The 18,143-nt window shown below is 45.4% G+C and carries 16 protein-coding genes and 1 tRNA gene; 4 read left to right on the top strand and 13 right to left on the bottom strand.

The genetic code is table 11. The annotated features are described in order from the left end of the window. Positions 1-8: 8 nt before the first annotated feature. Entirely contained in the window at positions 9-1,763 is a 1,755-nt protein-coding gene (locus ACX93W_RS26250; protein ID WP_459395326.1) for a clostripain-related cysteine peptidase, read from the bottom strand. 194 nt (positions 1,764-1,957) lie between these two features. On the opposite strand from ACX93W_RS26250, the gene ACX93W_RS26245 reads away from it, so the two are divergent. Continuing rightward, complete coding sequence (locus tag ACX93W_RS26245; protein WP_459395325.1) at positions 1,958-2,569, top strand: stalk domain-containing protein; 612 nt, start codon at positions 1,958-1,960, stop codon at positions 2,567-2,569. A gap of 159 nt (positions 2,570-2,728) precedes the next feature. Beyond that, positions 2,729-3,094, top strand: coding sequence for a DUF4870 domain-containing protein (locus ACX93W_RS26240; RefSeq protein WP_459395324.1), 366 nt, complete (start codon positions 2,729-2,731; stop codon positions 3,092-3,094). Positions 3,095-3,174: 80 nt separating this feature from the next. Here ACX93W_RS26240 and ACX93W_RS26235 read toward each other — a convergent pair whose 3' ends face one another. The 5 genes from ACX93W_RS26235 to ACX93W_RS26215 all read right to left on the bottom strand — a co-directional run bounded on the left by ACX93W_RS26235 (position 3,175) and on the right by ACX93W_RS26215 (position 6,131). Next, positions 3,175-4,230: a hypothetical protein gene (locus ACX93W_RS26235; protein ID WP_459395323.1), complete on the bottom strand. Its 1,056-nt coding sequence runs from the start codon at positions 4,228-4,230 to the stop codon at positions 3,175-3,177. Between the two features lie 197 nt (positions 4,231-4,427). Next, complete coding sequence (locus ACX93W_RS26230) at positions 4,428-4,580, bottom strand: small acid-soluble spore protein P (protein ID WP_459395322.1); 153 nt, start codon at positions 4,578-4,580, stop codon at positions 4,428-4,430. Between the two features lie 29 nt (positions 4,581-4,609). Continuing rightward, entirely contained in the window at positions 4,610-4,786 is a 177-nt protein-coding gene (locus tag ACX93W_RS26225) for a hypothetical protein (protein WP_459395321.1), read from the bottom strand. 13 nt (positions 4,787-4,799) lie between these two features. Then, positions 4,800-5,147, bottom strand: a complete 348-nt coding sequence (locus tag ACX93W_RS26220) for a hypothetical protein (protein ID WP_459395320.1) — start codon at positions 5,145-5,147, stop codon at positions 4,800-4,802. Between the two features lie 207 nt (positions 5,148-5,354). Further along, positions 5,355-6,131, bottom strand: coding sequence for a hypothetical protein (locus tag ACX93W_RS26215; protein ID WP_459395319.1), 777 nt, complete (start codon positions 6,129-6,131; stop codon positions 5,355-5,357). Between the two features lie 99 nt (positions 6,132-6,230). Between ACX93W_RS26215 and ACX93W_RS26210 the strand changes: the two genes are divergently transcribed. Further along, the gene (locus ACX93W_RS26210; RefSeq protein WP_459395318.1) at positions 6,231-7,121 is read left to right on the top strand and encodes a hypothetical protein; all 891 of its coding nucleotides are present in this window, start codon (positions 6,231-6,233) and stop codon (positions 7,119-7,121) included. A 607-nt stretch (positions 7,122-7,728) separates the two neighbouring features. Here the strand turns inward: ACX93W_RS26210 and ACX93W_RS26205 are convergent. The 7 genes from ACX93W_RS26205 to ACX93W_RS26175 form a co-directional block, all read right to left on the bottom strand. Continuing rightward, a tRNA-Ser gene (locus ACX93W_RS26205) sits at positions 7,729-7,817 on the bottom strand. A gap of 119 nt (positions 7,818-7,936) precedes the next feature. Then, positions 7,937-9,217 (bottom strand): serine--tRNA ligase, encoded by a 1,281-nt coding sequence (gene serS, locus ACX93W_RS26200; protein ID WP_459395317.1) that lies wholly within the window; start codon positions 9,215-9,217, stop codon positions 7,937-7,939. A 70-nt stretch (positions 9,218-9,287) separates the two neighbouring features. Further along, the gene (gene pdxT, locus ACX93W_RS26195) at positions 9,288-9,872 is read right to left on the bottom strand and encodes a pyridoxal 5'-phosphate synthase glutaminase subunit PdxT (RefSeq protein WP_459395345.1); all 585 of its coding nucleotides are present in this window, start codon (positions 9,870-9,872) and stop codon (positions 9,288-9,290) included. A 70-nt stretch (positions 9,873-9,942) separates the two neighbouring features. After that, positions 9,943-10,824: a pyridoxal 5'-phosphate synthase lyase subunit PdxS gene (gene pdxS / locus ACX93W_RS26190; protein ID WP_459395316.1), complete on the bottom strand. Its 882-nt coding sequence runs from the start codon at positions 10,822-10,824 to the stop codon at positions 9,943-9,945. A 120-nt stretch (positions 10,825-10,944) separates the two neighbouring features. After that, positions 10,945-12,246 (bottom strand): D-alanyl-D-alanine carboxypeptidase family protein, encoded by a 1,302-nt coding sequence (locus ACX93W_RS26185; protein WP_459395315.1) that lies wholly within the window; start codon positions 12,244-12,246, stop codon positions 10,945-10,947. A gap of 162 nt (positions 12,247-12,408) precedes the next feature. Continuing rightward, positions 12,409-13,866, bottom strand: a complete 1,458-nt coding sequence (gene guaB, locus ACX93W_RS26180; RefSeq protein WP_459395314.1) for an IMP dehydrogenase — start codon at positions 13,864-13,866, stop codon at positions 12,409-12,411. A 143-nt stretch (positions 13,867-14,009) separates the two neighbouring features. Next, on the bottom strand, positions 14,010-15,230 hold the full coding sequence (locus ACX93W_RS26175) for a GNAT family N-acetyltransferase (RefSeq protein ID WP_459395313.1): 1,221 nt from the start codon (positions 15,228-15,230) through the stop codon (positions 14,010-14,012). A gap of 369 nt (positions 15,231-15,599) precedes the next feature. Between ACX93W_RS26175 and ACX93W_RS26170 the strand changes: the two genes are divergently transcribed. After that, positions 15,600-17,294: a methyl-accepting chemotaxis protein gene (locus tag ACX93W_RS26170; protein WP_459395312.1), complete on the top strand. Its 1,695-nt coding sequence runs from the start codon at positions 15,600-15,602 to the stop codon at positions 17,292-17,294. Positions 17,295-18,143 lie beyond the last annotated feature (849 nt).

The following is an 18,143-nucleotide window of genomic DNA, read 5'->3' as shown; positions in this document are numbered from 1 at the left end:
CTTGCTGCCTAATTTCCGTTGAAAATCGTTTTAATATAGGTTGAGCTAAGACCAATGGCTTTGAGCTCTTCTTTCATTTCATCTGCCTGCGCGATTTTTCTGTTGGGGACGTATAACGCCACGCCGTTGCGATTTTTATAGCCTGCAGAATTTCTTACTTCGAATGCAAGCGCTTGGGCTGCAGCAGTGATTTCTGATGATTGGCCCATTAAATCAATCAGATCATATTGATCAAATATCCCTTCGTTTGTACCTAATAGCTCTGAGCCCTTTGCAAGGTCTGTCAGTGAAAAATCAAATTCTGCATCCTCTATTGCCTTAACCAATGCTTCAGCCTGAGAAAGCTTCATCATCGATATTGTTGTTGGCATATTATTTGATTCAATTCCCGAATGAAGGGTAAAGGAATCTAAAATTAAACGCCCCAATCTTTCCGTACTGATTTGTGGATTTCGCTCCATTGCGCTTATCCATGTCGTATAATACAACCCGGCTGCGGGGGTTGCATCTTCGGAAGCGATGAGATATTTGCCATGGTTTCTAAGGGCATAGGCCGTTTCAACTGTTCCCATCAGACATGCGTCAAAGACGATTAAGTCGAAATACATATCCGATGCGCCGATTGCCCCCGAAAGCTCCGAAACTTTCATCGTTTTTCGGTCGTTGAGCTCATCCGCCCCAAATCCACCCATAGTACCATACCCATGGTCCCATAAAATCAGTATGTATCGCTCGCTTGGTGCAACGGTTTTGCCCCAAACCAGAAAATCCCTTAGTGTTGCAGGGTCTGATGCGGCGGTTTGGATGAGGCTTTCGTGCTTTTTAAGTCGTCCATCGCTAACTTCAAAGCGTTCTGATGCTCCATCCGTCATATAGTTGTTGTGATAGCCCAGCGTTCCACCTGTTTGAATCAGGATTTTTGTATTTTTGTTTGGCTGACCACGAAAAATTTCCTCCAAGTCAGCTGTTAGCCGACCTTGTTGTGATTCAAGATCAGAGCCAACTGCATAGATTAAAATCGTCGATGAATCCAGCTTTTTATCCTGCTCCCAAAGCGACCTTGCCTCGTTTAAACTTTGCGTTGTGAAAACACCCCTTTCACTATGGATCTGGCCTAATGTTGCAATTTGGTTTTTGGGTCTTGCGTTTAAAACATAACTGCTTATTTTTGCAAGAGTTCCCCGATTGAATTCGCCTTCTTTTGCAAGGTCTACTCCTAAAACCAGTGAAGCGAAAGAAACCGCGGTTTTATAGGTGAAATCGCCCTTTGTCTCTGAATATCCCAAAACCCTTAAAACCATTGAAGAATATTGGTTTAGAGAGGTTGGTTGGTTTCCGCCAAAACGATGTTCACTCATTCCGTTAACGATGCCATTTGCATAGGCAAACGACACATAGGAACTTTCCCAAGTCGTATCATTAAAAGGATTTTTGTGAGTGTTATTCAGGATATCTTCTTCCTTTCCCCACAGACGAAGCATCATCACAAGGGATTCTGCTCGGGTAGGCACCCTCGAAAGTTCATATCCATTCCCCGTTCCACCGAACAATCCCAAGCGGTTAAGACCTTCTGCATAGCTTGCGTTTTGTGCCGCTGCTGACGGAGTTATTGCAAGAAGAATGAATAAAAAAAGGATTAAACTCAGGACATTTTTCATCAGATTTCGCCCTTTCCATTTGAAAACTCCCTTTTCAGTCTCCTGCGTAAATTGCTTGTTGTCATGCTTGTACCTCCATTTGACGATTAGTGTCGATTCGTGCATGCTATAAATCCAATCTTATCTCATGGCAATGACAAAATTATGATCAACTTTTATTGGGCACAGGACAGCTTTAAAAACGTATTCACGGGACTTTAGACATGGTATAGTAAAATGGAATCGTGCAATTTTATCCAATTTTGTATGTATGGCTGGGGAAGCTTTGCCTTATACCGGCTAATAGGGGGGAATCATTCATGAAGGTTTTTGCAAAAACAGGTGTTATCGTTTTAACCGTTATGCTGCTCTTTACAACCGTCGCATCTGCACACTCTGGCAGAACTGATGCCAACGGAGGGCATAACTGCTCGCAAAAGTCCAAAGACAAAGGGCTGTGCACGGGTTATCATTATCACAATTCCGGCAAGTCCTCCGGCGGATCAAGCTCATCCAGCGGGACAAGCTCCGGCTCAGAGAGCTCCAGCAGTTCAAAGGGCAATACGACAGGTTCAAACTCAAGCTCCTCCGGGAGCAAAAGCTCAGCCGCGCAATATAGTAAATCCTCCGTCCAGCTGTATGTCAATGACAAGCAGGTTGCTTTGAAAACAAGTCCGCTGCTCAAAGACAACACCAACTATTTTCCGATCAAGGAAACAGCTGAGGCACTTGGAGCGACTGCGGAATGGGATTCGGCCAAAAGCACGTTAACCATCGCCAAGGACAAGAAAAAACTCGCTCTTGATCCCAAAAAGGACAAACTGCTGCAGGTGGATGCAACCGATTATGCCCCCATCCGTATCATTGTTGAAGGACTTGGAGGAACGCTCACCTTCGATAAGGCCAAAAACACCATATTTGTTAAGTTGTAATTCGCAGCAGGGACTTTGTGCTTAGCTGGCCATGTTTAACGATAGAACTAATTTCCGTTGTACAGCAGGACTGAAATTGGTATATTGAAGCATATATTTACAAAAGCGGCTCAAGTACTTATACTGAGAGGCAGCTTGCATATCGAGGAGGTTTTTTTGTTGTACAACAACGCTTATAATTACGTGCCCAACAAAGAGGAGCGTACATACGGCATGCTCTGCCATCTGCTGGCGCTTAGTACGTTTATCGTTCCTTTCGGCAGCATTCTCGGGCCTCTCATCATCTGGTTGATCAAGAAGGATCAATCGCCTTATGTGGATGCTCAAGGCAAGGAGTCGTTAAACTTTCAAATCAGCATTTTGATCTATTCAATTGTGGCTTCTATTTTGATCCTTATCGCAATTGGCGTTTTCCTTCTGATCGCTATCGGCATATTCTGGTTGGTGTACGTCATTATCGCCAGCACAAAAGCCAACGATGGCATTGTATATCGTTACCCGCTTACGATTCGCTTCTTTAAATAAAAGTTAATCACTTCCGTGGTATAAAAACAGCCCTTGCAAACCCGCCAAACGGCGAAGCCTGCAAGGGCTGTTTTTTTGTGCTACAAGCCAAATGGCAGCTTGATGGAGGACATAACTTCTTCAATGGTCGTTGTATCCGTCGGCAGTTCATTTGAAAACTCGACAGTTTTCCCAATATCGGAATATTTCCCGGTAAACGATACATCCAGTTTAATATGATGGCCAATGTCGGAGTTTGTTGCATCAACCGCGATGCGCCCTTGCTGATGTACCAGATAATCGTCCTGAATCGCTCCAGTCAGCTCCAGCGCCGTCAGCTTCACTTCGTTCTGGAGCACGTTCAGCAGCTCCGTTTTATTAGTCTGCAGCTCTTCCTTGGCTTGCTCCAGTGTGGCTTTTTCAACCTGAATGGTTTCCAGCAATGCGCTATTCGCCAGCAAAATATCCACGATTTCCGGCAAAACGTTATTGACCAGCGTTTCTACGGTTTGCGGATATTGTTCGTCCGTGACGGCAAACTTGATCATTCGGTCTGGCTTGATGTCTTCCGGCAGATTTGCATCCTCCGGTTTCAGCTGTTGAAAATACGTCTTATCATCAAAATGCTTTAACACGGCCGCAGAGATCTGCTGCCCAAGCTTTTGCTGATCCTCGATATTAATGTTGGCGCCTTGCCCTTGCTTTTCCGCCAATTCCTTTAAATCCATCGCGATATATTTGTCGGTAACTTCTTGCGGGATCGGAAGGATCGGAATCGATGGAAGCTTCATATAGAGGGTGTCCTTCGTCATAATTAGCGGAAAGGCCAGCTTCATCTCCATCATACCCGGCAGCACCAGCTCCAGATTCATATCGGTACGGCCTTTTTCCTTGTCGTGCAAGGCATCAATATTTATAATAGCATCTTTGAGAATTCCGGCCATGCTGATTGGCGTTATGCCGGCAGCACCGCTTTGCGGCAGCTCAAGCTCTTCCACCTGCATCGTCATTGACAGCCTGTAAGAGCTGGCATCCATTGTGTTAAGCATCGCTTCCTGCAGTGACGCCTTTGGCGTTTTACCAGTACTGCAGCCCGCCAATGCAACCATCAGTGCCAACAACGCCGTCAAAACAACAATAGATCGGGTTGTCTTCATTCCAAACCTCCGCTTTCTTTTTTTACCGCTATATGTTGAGAAAGCTTGATTGAATCCTTATTGCGGCCAACTTTATTTTATACTAAATGCAAGCGGAATAGAAGCATGACCTATGTACCACATCAGGCATTAAAAAGGAAAAACCGCACTCCGGCTGATTAAAACCTGGCATCCGGGCACGGTCCTCCATGACTTTTTTAGCCTTCTGGATTGTTGTGGTCGACATGATTTTTCTGCTTTGTTTTTTTTGAACCGGACAGGGGTTTCTGATTGGCCCCGTTCCTTTCACGATGTCCACCGTCGCCTCCCGGCACGCTTTCCGGAACCGGTATGGATTTGGGTTTGCTCATGCTAGATGCAACCTCCTTATGACATGTTATCAGCTGCGGGGATGACTGAGATCGGTTGGTTGATCAAAATTAATGGAATCCTTATGACGCCGATCATTTTTGTCCTGCTGCAATTGCTGGGCATGATGGCTGTTAACGGGGGTGATGCGGAAGGCTTCCGTTACGTTTGACAAATTTTTATCCAAACCGTCTTTGGCTTTACTCATCGCGATCGCCTCCTCAGGAATGAGTTAATCGATGCAGCGCCTGCGCACATTCATGCAGATGCCGCTGGTAATCATGAACAAGCTGCTGAATGATATCGCCGCGCTCGTCAACAGAAACATTGTCCCTCTCCACATCCACCAGCTCAACCCGAACCTCGCGGCTATCTATATAGGCCACTTTAAAATCCAGCTCGTACATCTGATGGCCAGGCACCTGTATCGTAATCCGCAATGCCTTTGGATCGCCTTCGTCCTTATACACTTCGCAGCGCTCAGATTTATTCAGCACATGCGGAAGCCGTTCTCTCCAAGCTGCTGCAAGCCTCTCTTGATCAATCGCAAGCTCATCAACTTTTGCCATTGTCTTTGACACCTCCACATGTTTAAGATGTCATTGCAGCACTTTTTTTATTCGGCTTGAGGGTAACTGTATGGCATTGCTCCCCCCTAATTTAGCTTTTACTGCTTTGCATGTTATTTTTTATTTCCAAATTCCCTAAATCTAACGATTGATTGTTATGACTGCTAAGTCGATGTTCAATCAAAAGAGATATTTGATGCTTTTTCATTATTTATTTTTCTCTAATTGTTTTTGATAATTCGCAACATTTTTATTTAAACTCTTTATTTTCTCTATATACTTTTTTTCCTTTATAAGTGTATAAATTGATCCTCTCTTTATTTGATGCTGAAGTATAAGCTGATTTAATTCATAACTTTTATTCATTAGTTGAACTAAGTTTAACTCCTCATCCACACTTTTTCTACCTATTGAATTAATTTTAAATATTGTTTTATCCACTTGCTTTTGTAATCGGATAAGACTATCAATATCTGTAGCTAAACTATCTACTACATCATTATATATATTATAAATTTGTATAAGATTGGTTTGTAAAGTAATGTCGCTAATCAGACTGACTTTACTCCATACATCTGAATTTAATCTTGGATAATAACCTAATGAAATATTGCTATTTAATTTCTGTTTAGATAGTGTGTCATATGCTTCTACAATTAGTAAGAGATCAAGTTTGATAATATCAAGGATGTTTTTTTGATCAACTCTGCTGGATGCTTCACTTCTTTTCTTCTCTTCATTGATTTGAGTTTTTGCTATGAGATACGCAAAAATCCCACCTATAATACCACCAGAATAGTTACCAAAAAAACCAATCCACGTATCTCCATCTCCAGAAGAACTTAGAATATAATAAGGAAGTAACCGAACCACCCAATCAGGAAAGCTAAAAGAAAATTGTATCAAAGCGTTCGTTAGAACAGGACCTAGTGTTACGAGTAATATTAATAAGATGTACCGTAGTCCCTTAAAAATGATCCTCATGATATCATTACCTCCGAAATAATTCTATCTTAGAACCCTTCATTTTGGTATAATTTAAAACAATATATCAAAAATCGTCGCTTTATGGAAGGTGATCTGATGGAACCAATTAAAGTTGATTCTCATAGAAAGTATTGGTTAATTAGAACAAGAGGCGGGAAATTATACGATATTTTTTCTGATTTGAATTTTATTGCAATTGGCTGGGATAAAATTACCACTGTTGATGGCAAACCAGATGTTGTAATAAACGAAATAAAAAATGCTTATAAAAACGAGGCTCATCCAAAATATGCTTATAACCAAATGAACAGATTCATAAATGACTTAAGCATCGGGGATGTGGTGTTAATTCCAAGTGCCAGTTCCCAAGAGGTTCGTTTCGGTATAATTACTAGTGATGTTTTTCTATATAAAGGTGACGACAAAATTAGTGCCGAAGAAACTTTGGTTAAAAGAAGAAAAGTGAAATGGGTAAAAGAACCTATTTCTCGAGGGAAATTAGATCCAAATTTATACTGGTTGTTTCAGTCACATCACATCGTTTCTAATATTGATAATTATTCAACATATATCGATAAGACAATTCATTCATTTTTTATTAAGGGAGATCAGGGGCATCTAGTCTTGAATGTAGAAAAAGAGACTAGCATTTCACCTCAAGATTTTTTTGATTTAACGGGTGGCCTTAACAATATTATAAATATCGTCAATCGAATAAATAAAACTGAATATACTCTAAGTGATCTTGAACAAAAGTCCAATATTCAGTCACCAGGGAATTTGGAGTATATTGGCGACCCATCATTAATCACCCATATCGGGTTAATTATTAGTCTGATTTCCAAAAGATCTTTACCATCTTACGTTGCAAATAAATCTGATGATAATGCATTGATTTATGATGCGGAAGATCTACAGATGAGTTACGCTAAAGCACTTAAAAATGTCAAAGTAACAGTACCAACAGATTCGAATGGAAAACAATGATGGATAACATGCCCTTTATCTGTGTGAGTTAGATAAAGAGCATGTTTATTCAATTTCATCTTGTAGAGTCAACCATAATGGTTAGTGGCTTTCATGAACATACTCTTCATATCTTTTATTCAGATTAACATCAAAATGTCCACCTCTAAAGCCCCAGCTAAAATCACTTACAACAATATTTTCATTTTCAAATCCTTAGATTATCTGGTAAAAAAATCACTTACAATAAAATTGTAATAGTTTTGAAACTAATGCATCCCGCTTTAAACAAAAATTGGCTTAAAGCTTTCAACTTCTTTTCTAAGAAAAGCATTGTTAAGATTCAAGGTTATTAGTAATCTTTATCAGCCTCTGGTTGTATCAAATGGAGAGTTTCCAAGAGCGAATTAATAAAATGGTTTAATTACCGCTGAGGAGTGTCTAAATTTTTCTTTCTTTGCTCGCGTCATTATGGGAGGTGCCTGTGTTTTTACTAATTGGACGTCCTACGTAAGACTATCCTCTAATGGTCATTATAAAAAAAACGCACCAGACCACTGTTCAGCAGTCAAGCGCGTTTAAGATGTAGTCATGGCAATTATTTGCACGATAGCTCGTTGAAATATACTGGCGGAGAGGAAGGGATTCGAACCCTTGTGGGCTTGCACCCTAACGGTTTTCAAGACCGCCCCGTTATGACCGCTTCGGTACCTCTCCGCATCATGAAGTGTAACAAAGGATATTGTACCACAGGTCAAAATTGAAGCGCAACTTCTTTTTGCTCCCAGCTTGACCTGTGGCTGAATCATTGATTATTCTGGCGCGAAACAACGCCTTTAGCGTGGCGCAATAACTTCAATGCCGCCCATATAAGGACGAAGTGCCTCAGGCACAACAACCGTACCGTCCTCTTGCTGATAATTTTCCAGAATAGCGGCAACCGTACGGCCAACTGCCAGCCCGGAGCCGTTCAGCGTATGTGCAAATTCCGGCTTGCTTTTCGGTTCTCTGCGGAAACGAAGGGCAGCGCGGCGCGCCTGGAAGTCTTCGCAGTTCGAGCACGAGGAAATCTCGCGATAGGTGCCCTGACTCGGCAGCCAAACCTCTAGATCATAGGTTTTGGCGGCGGAGAAGCCCATATCGCCCGTACACAAGGCCAAGACGCGGTATGGCAAGCCCAGAAGCTGCAGGACGCGTTCAGCATCAGCTGTCATTTTCTCCAGCTCTTCATAGGATTCCTCAGGCTTGGTCACTTTAACCAGCTCAACCTTATTGAATTGATGCTGGCGGATCAAGCCGCGCGTATCTCTGCCGGCTGCTCCCGCTTCCGAGCGGAAACAAGCGCTGTAAGCCACAAAACGTTTCGGAAGTTCCCCTGCATCCAAAATCTCATCGCGATACAGATTGGTTACCGGAACCTCTGCTGTTGGCGTAAGGAAATACTCCGTATCCTCCAGCTTGAACAGATCTTCCGCAAATTTGGGAAGCTGTCCTGTTCCAACCAAGCTGTCGCGGTTAACGATATAAGGAGGCAACACCTCATCATATCCATGACGATCGCTATGTAGATCCATCATAAAGTTGATCAAAGCGCGCTCCAGACGAGCGCCCAAGCCGCGATAGAATACAAAACGCGAACCTGTTACCTTTGCAGCCCGTTCAAAATCCAGTAATCCCAGCTCCGCTGCGACATCATAATGCGCTTTTGGCTCGAAGGAAAACTCAGTAGGTTCGCCAATACGGCGAAGCTCGACATTATCGTCTTCGGAAGCGCCCACCGGCACGCTTTCATGCGGAAGATTAGGAATCGCAAGCAGAATTCCGTTCACTTGCTCCTCCAGCACTCTCAGCTCATCATCGATTTCCTTAATCCGGTCGCCAACCTCTCTCATTTCCAAAATGAGAGCTTCCGCGTCGCCGCCCGATTTTTTGAGCTTCGCCACTTCTTGCGAAACCGTATTGCGGCGGTTTTTGAGCTGCTCGGTTTCCACGATCAAACCGCGGCGTTTTTCGTCCAACTGGGGAAAATCAGCAACAAGCTCCATGGACGCGCCACGGTTACCTAGCCCCTTCTCCAGCTTGTCCCATTCCGTGCGCAGCAATTTTACATCCAACATGTCATATGCCCCTCTCCATATCCGGCTTCAGGCAGCCCTTCCGCCTGATCGCCCCATCCATTCGTTCCCGTTACGCTTTCGACGCAGCTGCTTCCTTTGCCATCTCCAGGAAGTACGCATGGAGACGGTAGTCATCCGTTAATTCGGGATGATAAGAGGCAGCAAGGAACTGTCCTTGGCGCGCTGTGACGATTTCGTCCTTGTAAGTAGACAAAACCTCAACGCCCGCTCCAACCGATTTGATCAGCGGAGCCCGGATGAAGACCGCACGAATAGGGTTGTCTATGCCTTTAACGTCAAGGTCGGTTTCAAAGCTTTCACGCTGACGGCCAAACGCATTGCGCGCCACCGTCATATTCATCAGGCCAAGATGCGCTTCCTCTTGGCCTTCAATTTCACTGGCCAAAATAATCAGGCCGGCGCAAGTTCCAAAAATCGGCTTGCCTAACGCAGCAAAATCCCGGACGGCATCCATAAAGCCGTATTTCCGCATCAGCTTGCCGATCGTTGTGCTTTCCCCGCCAGGTATAACGAGTCCGTGCAGGTCTTGAAGTTCTTCCGTGCGCTTGACGGCGACCGCTTCAGCGCCCGCCGACTCCAGGCTGCGGATATGCTCCGCAATTGCCCCTTGCAGCGCCAATACACCTATTTTCAACATAACCGTCGCCATCCTTTTTAAAAGGCCGGCCTCTCCTAATGGACAGGCCGGCTTGATTGATTCTGTATTAAATGCCGCGGTCTTGCATACGCTCAGCCGCGTTCAGCTTGGAGATTTCGATGCCTTTCATCGGTGTGCCCAGGTTTTTGGACACTTCTGCGATCAGCTTGTAATCTTGGTAATGAGTTGTTGCTTCAACAATCGCGCGGGCGAATTTCTCAGGGCTGTCCGATTTGAAAATACCGGAACCTACGAATACGCCGTCAGCGCCCAAATGCATCATCAGGGCCGCATCGGAAGGAGTTGCTACGCCGCCAGCAGCGAAGTTGACGACCGGCAGTTTGCCTGACTCGTGAACGCCCAGCAGCAAGTCGTAAGGAACGCCCAGCAGCTTGGCTTCATTGTACAGCTCGTCCTTGGACAACCCCTGGATTTTGCGGATTTGACCGTTAATCAAGCGAAGGTGGCGAACAGCTTCTACGATGTTGCCTGTTCCCGGTTCGCCTTTTGTACGAAGCATTGCCGCGCCTTCCTGGATACGGCGAAGCGCCTCTCCCAGGTCCTTGGCTCCGCATACGAACGGAATCGTGAATTCATTTTTGCTAATATGGAAAACTTCGTCCGCAGGAGTCAATACTTCGCTCTCGTCGATGTAGTCGACGCCCATGGATTCCAGCACCTTAGCCTCAACATAGTGGCCGATACGGGCTTTTGCCATAACCGGGATGGAAACAACCTTCATTACCTCTTCCACGATTGTAGGGTCAGCCATACGGGCAACGCCGCCCGCTGCGCGAATGTCGGATGGAACCCGCTCCAGCGCCATAACAGCCGTTGCGCCTGCCGCTTCTGCAACCTTAGCTTGCTCCGCGTTCATGACGTCCATAATGACGCCGCCTTTTTGCATTTCTGCCATACCGCGTTTTACGCGCGATGTACCTGTCTCCATTAGCTTCGTGCCTCCTATTTTATCCATCAAAATATATAATTACCGCAGTTGCTCTAACCATTGATTTTACAGGAACAGCGGTTAATCGACAAGCCTTATGTCCATGTTATGGACTCGGATTTAGAACAAATTTACGATGCTGTCGAACAGACCCGCAAAAAAGTCGCCGATTGCCCGGAAAAACAGCTTAAACCAGCCTGCTTTTGCCGCTTCCTCAGCCGTAACCAGATTGACGGTATAAGATAAATCTTTACCTGTCGCCTCATCGCTATACGTATAAGTAACCGTGCCAACCTTGGTGCCTGCCGCCAGCGGAGCGATAAGTTCATCTTCCGGCGTTACTTCGCTTGACGTCATTTCGATCTTGGGCTCTTGGTCCTTCTTGACGATAAACGTGATATCTTTATCCGTTACAACAGGTACCGTCTTGTTGATGCCTTTTTTTATTTTTACCGTTTCAAGACTTTCTACTACCGTCTTGGGCGGAAGAACCGTTTTTTTCTCAAATGCGCCGTAGGCGTAATCGTAAAGCTTCGCCGTTTCATAGAATCGGGTATTTTTAGTCGCCGTATCCATGACCACGCTAATAAAGCGCAAGCCGTTACGCATTACCGTACCGGCAAAGTTGTAGCCGGCTTTTTCGGTGAAGCCGGTTTTCATGCCATCCACGCCTTGGTAGGTCAAAGGTTTGAAGGCGGCATCTGTGTGGCTTTCCAGCATGGAGTTAATATTAACGATTGGAGCTTTATCCCGCTCCCGGAATTGATATTTGGAGATGCTGGAGAACTCCAGAAACTCCGGATACTCCTTCAGTATAACACTGGCAAGCTTGGCGACATCTCTCGCCGACATAATCGTTGTATCCTCAAATCCGGTTACGCTGGTGAACATAGCCGAGGTTAAACCAAGCTCTTTGGCCGTTTCGTTCATTTTGGACACAAACCCGTCAATGCTTCCCGCAACGGTGATTGCAAGCTGCTTGGTGGCATCATTGGCCGAACCTACCGCCATAGCGGTATAAAGCTCCTTCACTGTATGCTTGTCCCCTGTTGCGAGGTAGATCTGCGATTCCGACGGGTGGGTATTCGCGGCTTCCTGGCTGACGGTAAGCATCTCATCCCAGCTCAGACGGCCTGTAGAAATCTCCCGCAGAACGATATACTCTGTCATCAGCTTTGTCATACTAGCAAGTGGAAGAGCATCGTCCGAGTTAACGTCGAACAGAACTTGCCCCGAGTCCGCTTCGATTAATATCGCCGATTTCACCTGTAAACCCAGTGTATTTTCCGTGCTGGGCCGATTATTGTATCCGACTGCGAGTGCGGTTGACGCACCCTGCGACAAGACGGCTGTCCAAACCAGTAAGAAGGCAGCCAAAAGCGACCAGAATCGAAACGGTCTTCCCTTTGCTTTCACAATCATTTCCCCATTTCCGCATTAAATTATACGTCCATAATTGTAACATAGGAGAGCACCCCTGTTAAACCTCTTTAAAAAATGGAAAAAGCCAGACCGGCACATACCCTTGGGACATGTACCGATTTGGCTTTTGCTTTTGTATTGAATACGCCGTTAAGACTGCTATTACAGCGAGTAGTTTGGCGCTTCTTTTGTAATTTGCACGTCGTGCGGATGGCTTTCGCGCAGGCCCGCGCCTGTAATGCGAACGAATTGAGTATCGTTGCGCAGTTCATCCAGGTTGTTGGCTCCGCAATACCCCATGCCGGAGCGCAAGCCGCCCAGCAATTGATGGACAGCATCTGCCAGAGGCCCTTTGTAAGGAACGCGGCCTTCAATGCCTTCCGGTACTAGCTTGTTTTCGTTCTCCTGGAAGTAACGGTCCTTGCTGCCTTCTTTCATAGCGCCCAAGGAACCCATGCCGCGGTATACCTTAAAGCTGCGGCCTTGGAAAATTTCCGTTTCGCCCGGGCTTTCGGCTGTACCTGCAAACAAGCTGCCGATCATAATGGCGCTTGCTCCCGCCGCGATTGCTTTGGTAATATCGCCGGAGTATTTAATGCCGCCGTCAGCGATGATAGGCACATTGTATTCGCGCGCAACAGTAGCGCAGTCATAAATTGCCGTAATTTGCGGAACGCCGATACCTGCAATTACGCGCGTCGTACAGATGGAGCCTGGTCCAATACCGACCTTAACGACGGATGCGCCGGCTTCGATCAGGTCGCGAGTTGCTTCGCCAGTCGCCACGTTGCCTGCGATGATCGTCAGATCAGGGTAGGAGGCGCGCAGACTGCGTACGGCTTCCAGAATATTAATATGATGGCCGTGAGCGGAGTCGACTACCAGCACGTCAATGCCTGCTTGTACAAGAGCAGCCGCACGATCTGCCGTATCTTTGGAAATGCCGACAGCCGCGCCGCAGAGCAGACGGCCATGGGTATCCTTCGCCGCATTCGGGAATTGGATGGCTTTCTCGATATCTTTAATTGTAATTAGACCTTTGAGCGTGTTCTCCTCATCGACAAGCGGGAGCTTCTCGATTTTGTGGCGCTGGAGAATGCCTTCAGCCTCTTGCAGCGTTGTTCCGACAGGCGCCGTCACCAGATTGTCGCGAGTCATCACATCGCTGATTTTAATAGAATAGTCGTGCACGAAACGCAAATCCCGATTCGTCAAAATGCCTACAAGTTTCTTGTCTTCATCCACAATCGGAACGCCGGAGATCCGGTATTTGCCCATCAGCTCTTCCGCGTCGTAAACATGATGATTGGCTGTCAGCGAGAATGGATTGGTAATAACGCCGCTTTCCGAACGTTTAACCCGATCAACCTCTTCAGCCTGTTGAGCTATGGACATATTCTTATGAATAATGCCGATACCGCCCTCACGCGCTATTGCAATCGCCAAGGCAGCCTCCGTGACGGTGTCCATGCCTGCGCTAATCAACGGAATGTTCAGCTTAATGCCGGCGCTCAGCCGAGTTGAAACACTTACCTCTCTTGGCAGAACTTCCGATTTGCGCGGAACAAGCAAAACATCGTCGAACGTTAGCCCTTCCTTAGCGAATTTCGTTTCCCACACGAGTTGTTTCCTCCCTTAATTGTAATGCCTCTCACGTATATTATTAGCAATATTAGCAGAGGGGGTAGGGGCTGTCAAGGAGGATTGAAAGCCCCGGAAGCCGCTTGTTTCCTGCCTTCTCCCAAGCTTGCCCTCCCATTTCCTCAGAAAAAATCAGGCAGCCACGTTGTTCGTTCGGGTATACGGGATTGTAAGCGATTAATCATCTCTCGGCTGCCCTGAATTCGCCCGGAAGCCGATAATTGCGTTCCTTTGCGATATCCAAGCAGCAGCATAGTGAGCGAACCTATATCCAGACTTATAGCAGAATCACCTTCAGCACCTTCAAAGCTAACAGGGGTTGCTGCTGCAGCCAAATTCTGTTTTTTCAATAGAGCTTTTCCCTCAGGGCTAATCGCCAGCTCATACATCCCCTCATTCCAAGGCGCGTGTTTATCCGTGATATGGAGCTTGAACGTGTCATGCTCTGTTCCACCCCGGAAGGGATATTGCTGCAAAAAGGCATCCACATCCACAATCCGCGCCATAAAATAAGGATGTATTTCTTGGAGTATTCTAGGATCAGGCAGCATGTCAGGCAATGTGTCATCAATCGGCATGCTGATTCGGGCTTGCTTAATCATGGAATCATGCTGACCGATAAAGCTCCAAATCGCTTTTTCGGCATGATGATCCAGGGCCATCAACTCATGAACAACAAGCTCCATATCCTTCACTGTGTACAGCAAGTACCCTTGATCACTGCCTTTTTCGTCAACATACACAGCAACTTGCGACTCATTGCCTCCCGGGACATGATACTTCCACCACAGCGGGGTTCTGACCAAGCTTCCATTATAACGCGATGCGACGGCATGATACAGACCGTGAAGACTGTCGCGACTGCTTCTTCGTTCTATTTTTCCGGAAAATAGGGTGCGTGGCGGCAGCTGTGCGGCGGTTAGCGTATATTTCTTTTTGTCGGTATACAGCTCCCAGCCGAATTTTCGGTAAAAACCTACAGCGAAAGGATGCAGCATGGATAAAACTTGCCCTTTAGCTTTCATCTCCTGTAATGAATGCTCCAGCAGACGGGCAACCAGCCCTTGGCGCCGATATTCCGGCCATGTCGCGACCCCGGCGACGCCACCGGCTTTAAACACTTGTCCGCCTACGTAAAATTCAAGCTCCAGCACTGTCGCTTTTGCCGCAATACGTTCTCCATCGTATACGGCCCAGCGATCTGCGGGTTCTTCTTGAAACTGCGTTGTAAAACTCTCCACTGCTTCTGGTTCCATCACGTATTGGAATGCAAATTGGGACAATTCCAAACTCTCCTGTATCATGGATTGCTCCAGCCGTCCGATTCGCAGTTCTGTTTCCACACCAACCAGCTCCATTTCTCATCTTTTTATTTTAGTTATGTCCATAACCAATTCTCATACAAAAAAACAATGCGCCTCGCGCCTAATCTCCCTTACTTGACGGGGAATTAAACATTTTTTCATACCTTCAACGCCCTTGTGTCTAGTTGTACCATATCACGCGTTATAGGCTCTGTCATCTCAAAACTGTATCAAAATAAATAGCAAAGGCTCTTAATATAAGAAACTTCGATGAAACGATAGGCATTAAGTCCCGTAATGTAGATTTATACATGCATAAATTGGTTTTCAAGCACTACATATGATATGATTATTCCAATTAGTTCATCCATCTAACTATTAGCATTCTTAAAAAATGGGAGGCAGCTTATGAGAAACATGACGATTCGCACCAAACTTTTTTCTGGCTTTTCGGCAGTAATTGCACTACTTATCATGATTATTGTACTTGGCTTGTATCAGGTAATTACGTTAGATCGTACATACACACAGCTACTGGATGACCGCGTCCAGAAAGTGATTCATATCAAGGACATGCTCGTAACAGCAAAATCCCAACAGATTGCCGCACGAGGTTATATTCTGATGGGAGATGAAACTTCATTTTCCAATATACGCAGCACGCATGACCAATTCGTTCAGATGATGAACCAGTTGAGACAAACATCCAGCTCCACAGACATGAAAGACATGCTTGACCAAACCGAAAAGCTGGAGTCCGAATATCATACTCTAGTACTGAAGTTAGTCGATTTTAAAAATGCCGGTAACGAAGACGCAGCCATAGATCTTATGGTAACCGAAAATAGGCAAAAAATCGCCGAGTTGGAGGAAGCATTGGATGGAATGGTTTGGTATCAGGCTCAACAAATGGAATCAGGCATTACCGATTCCAACAACACGATTGCAAGCATGCAAAGTTTAATTATTATTTTGGGTATTGCAGCTATAGTGCTAGGTATCGTAATTGCTTTTGTGATGGGGAAAATGATTGCAACACCTCTGGTGTCCATTTCCCGTGTCGCCCAAAAAATTGCTTCCGGCGATTTAACCGGAGAAAAAATTATGATGAAAAGCAATGATGAAATCGGGAAGCTGGCCAGCACATTTAATGTAATGTCAAACAATCTCAAAGACATGATCACCCATGTTAATGAAGGATCGAAGCAAGTTACTGAGGCTGCCGAAGAACTGACCGCCAATGCTGGACAAGCGGCAAGCGTAACGGAACAAATCGCAACAACGATGCAGGACCTTGCATCTGGATCCGACACTCAAGTCCAGCTCGTAACAGATGGTTTACAGACGACCAATGAAATGTCGGCGGGCTTCCAGCAAATCGCCGCAAGCACTCAAAATGTGTCATCCAAAGCTGATGAAGCTACACACAAAGCCGATATCGGAAATCAATCCATTACAACGGCAATCCAGCAAATGAATGCGATCCAAACCAAAGTGAAGGATTTGGGCGTAATCGTAGATGAATTAGGCGGCCAATCCAAAGAAATTCGTCAAATCGTGGATACAATTACGGATATCGCATCACAAACCAATTTGCTCGCCCTGAATGCATCAATTGAAGCAGCAAGAGCAGGTGAACACGGCCGTGGATTTGAAGTCGTGGCAGGTGAAGTGCGCAAGTTATCGCAGCAGTCGGCCCAATCGGCAGATCAAATTTCAACATTGATTAATTCCATTGCCAATGGCGTGGACAAAGCGGCAGAGTCTATGGATAGCGTTTCAGAGGAAGTACAAGCTGGCATAAGTACCGTTCATGTTGCAGGGGAGTCCTTCCAACACATCAGTCAGGCAGTTAACGCTGTGGCTGTCGACACAGTTGAAGTTTCCTCCGCAATCCAGCAAATGACGGCCGGAGTTGAAGAGATGGCTAATGCCATGAAGGTCATTTCAGGCGTAACAGAAAACGCTGCTGCAGGTACAGAGGAAGTCACGGCTTCCACCCAAGAGCAGCTTTCCTCCATGGAGGAAGTATCGGCAGCCGCTCAGACCTTGTCTCAAATAGCAGACAAGCTTCAAACAACAGTAAGCCGCTTTACTGTATAGTAACCTTGAAGATATAATACAAAATCACTTACCGTCCAGGTCCATTCAGTGGTCCAAGAAGTTGTTTGCTCCCAAAGCAGACAACACCTTGGACCACTCCAACTTGAACTGCTTATAAGTTATAACTCTACCGTGGATTTGTGTCCGGTTGAGCCATTAAAATATTCATTATACTAATTAACTTGTAATGGACATCCATGACCGTTAGCCAGCCATATCGTAGTAAATGGATTTTCTAACGGTCAAATCCGTCCATTAGAAGCCAGAAACGCCGTTTTTTCATCAAATGTGATCGCTAACAGTCACATTTGACCATTAAAACATGCAGAGTGTGTAATTCACCCCTCTAACGGTCAAAAACGTCCGTTACAAAACCAACCATAATTCAAATAAACAAAACACTCCAATCAATAGCCAATCACAAAACGCACAAGCTCACAAATCATCAAAGCGTCCAACCGACAAACCGACAAACCGACAAACTGACGAACGTACAAATTGACAAACGAATCAACTCACAAAATGACAAAATGACAAACAGACAAACTGACGAACGTACAAATTGACAAACGGATCAACTCACAAAATGACTAACTAACTATAGTCCTTTGCGAAGAAACTTTAAACGATAACAAAACGAAGAAACGCCCTACAATATCTATAATAGCCGCATATTCACACGAATCCCATCCACTATATCTATCATCGCTCTGCTACACTAATATCCTCCTATAGGTTTTAGTTCTGTTGTGCTCTTTAGCTCCGTTATGTATATTAGCGGCGCAGTTTGCATTTTAAAATTTTAAATACATAAGCTTACTTAACCCCAACCGAAACAGCCTGTCGCAG

This window comes from Paenibacillus sp. CAU 1782 (assembly GCF_054551715.1).
This window is presented reverse-complemented; position numbering and strand designations above follow the sequence as displayed.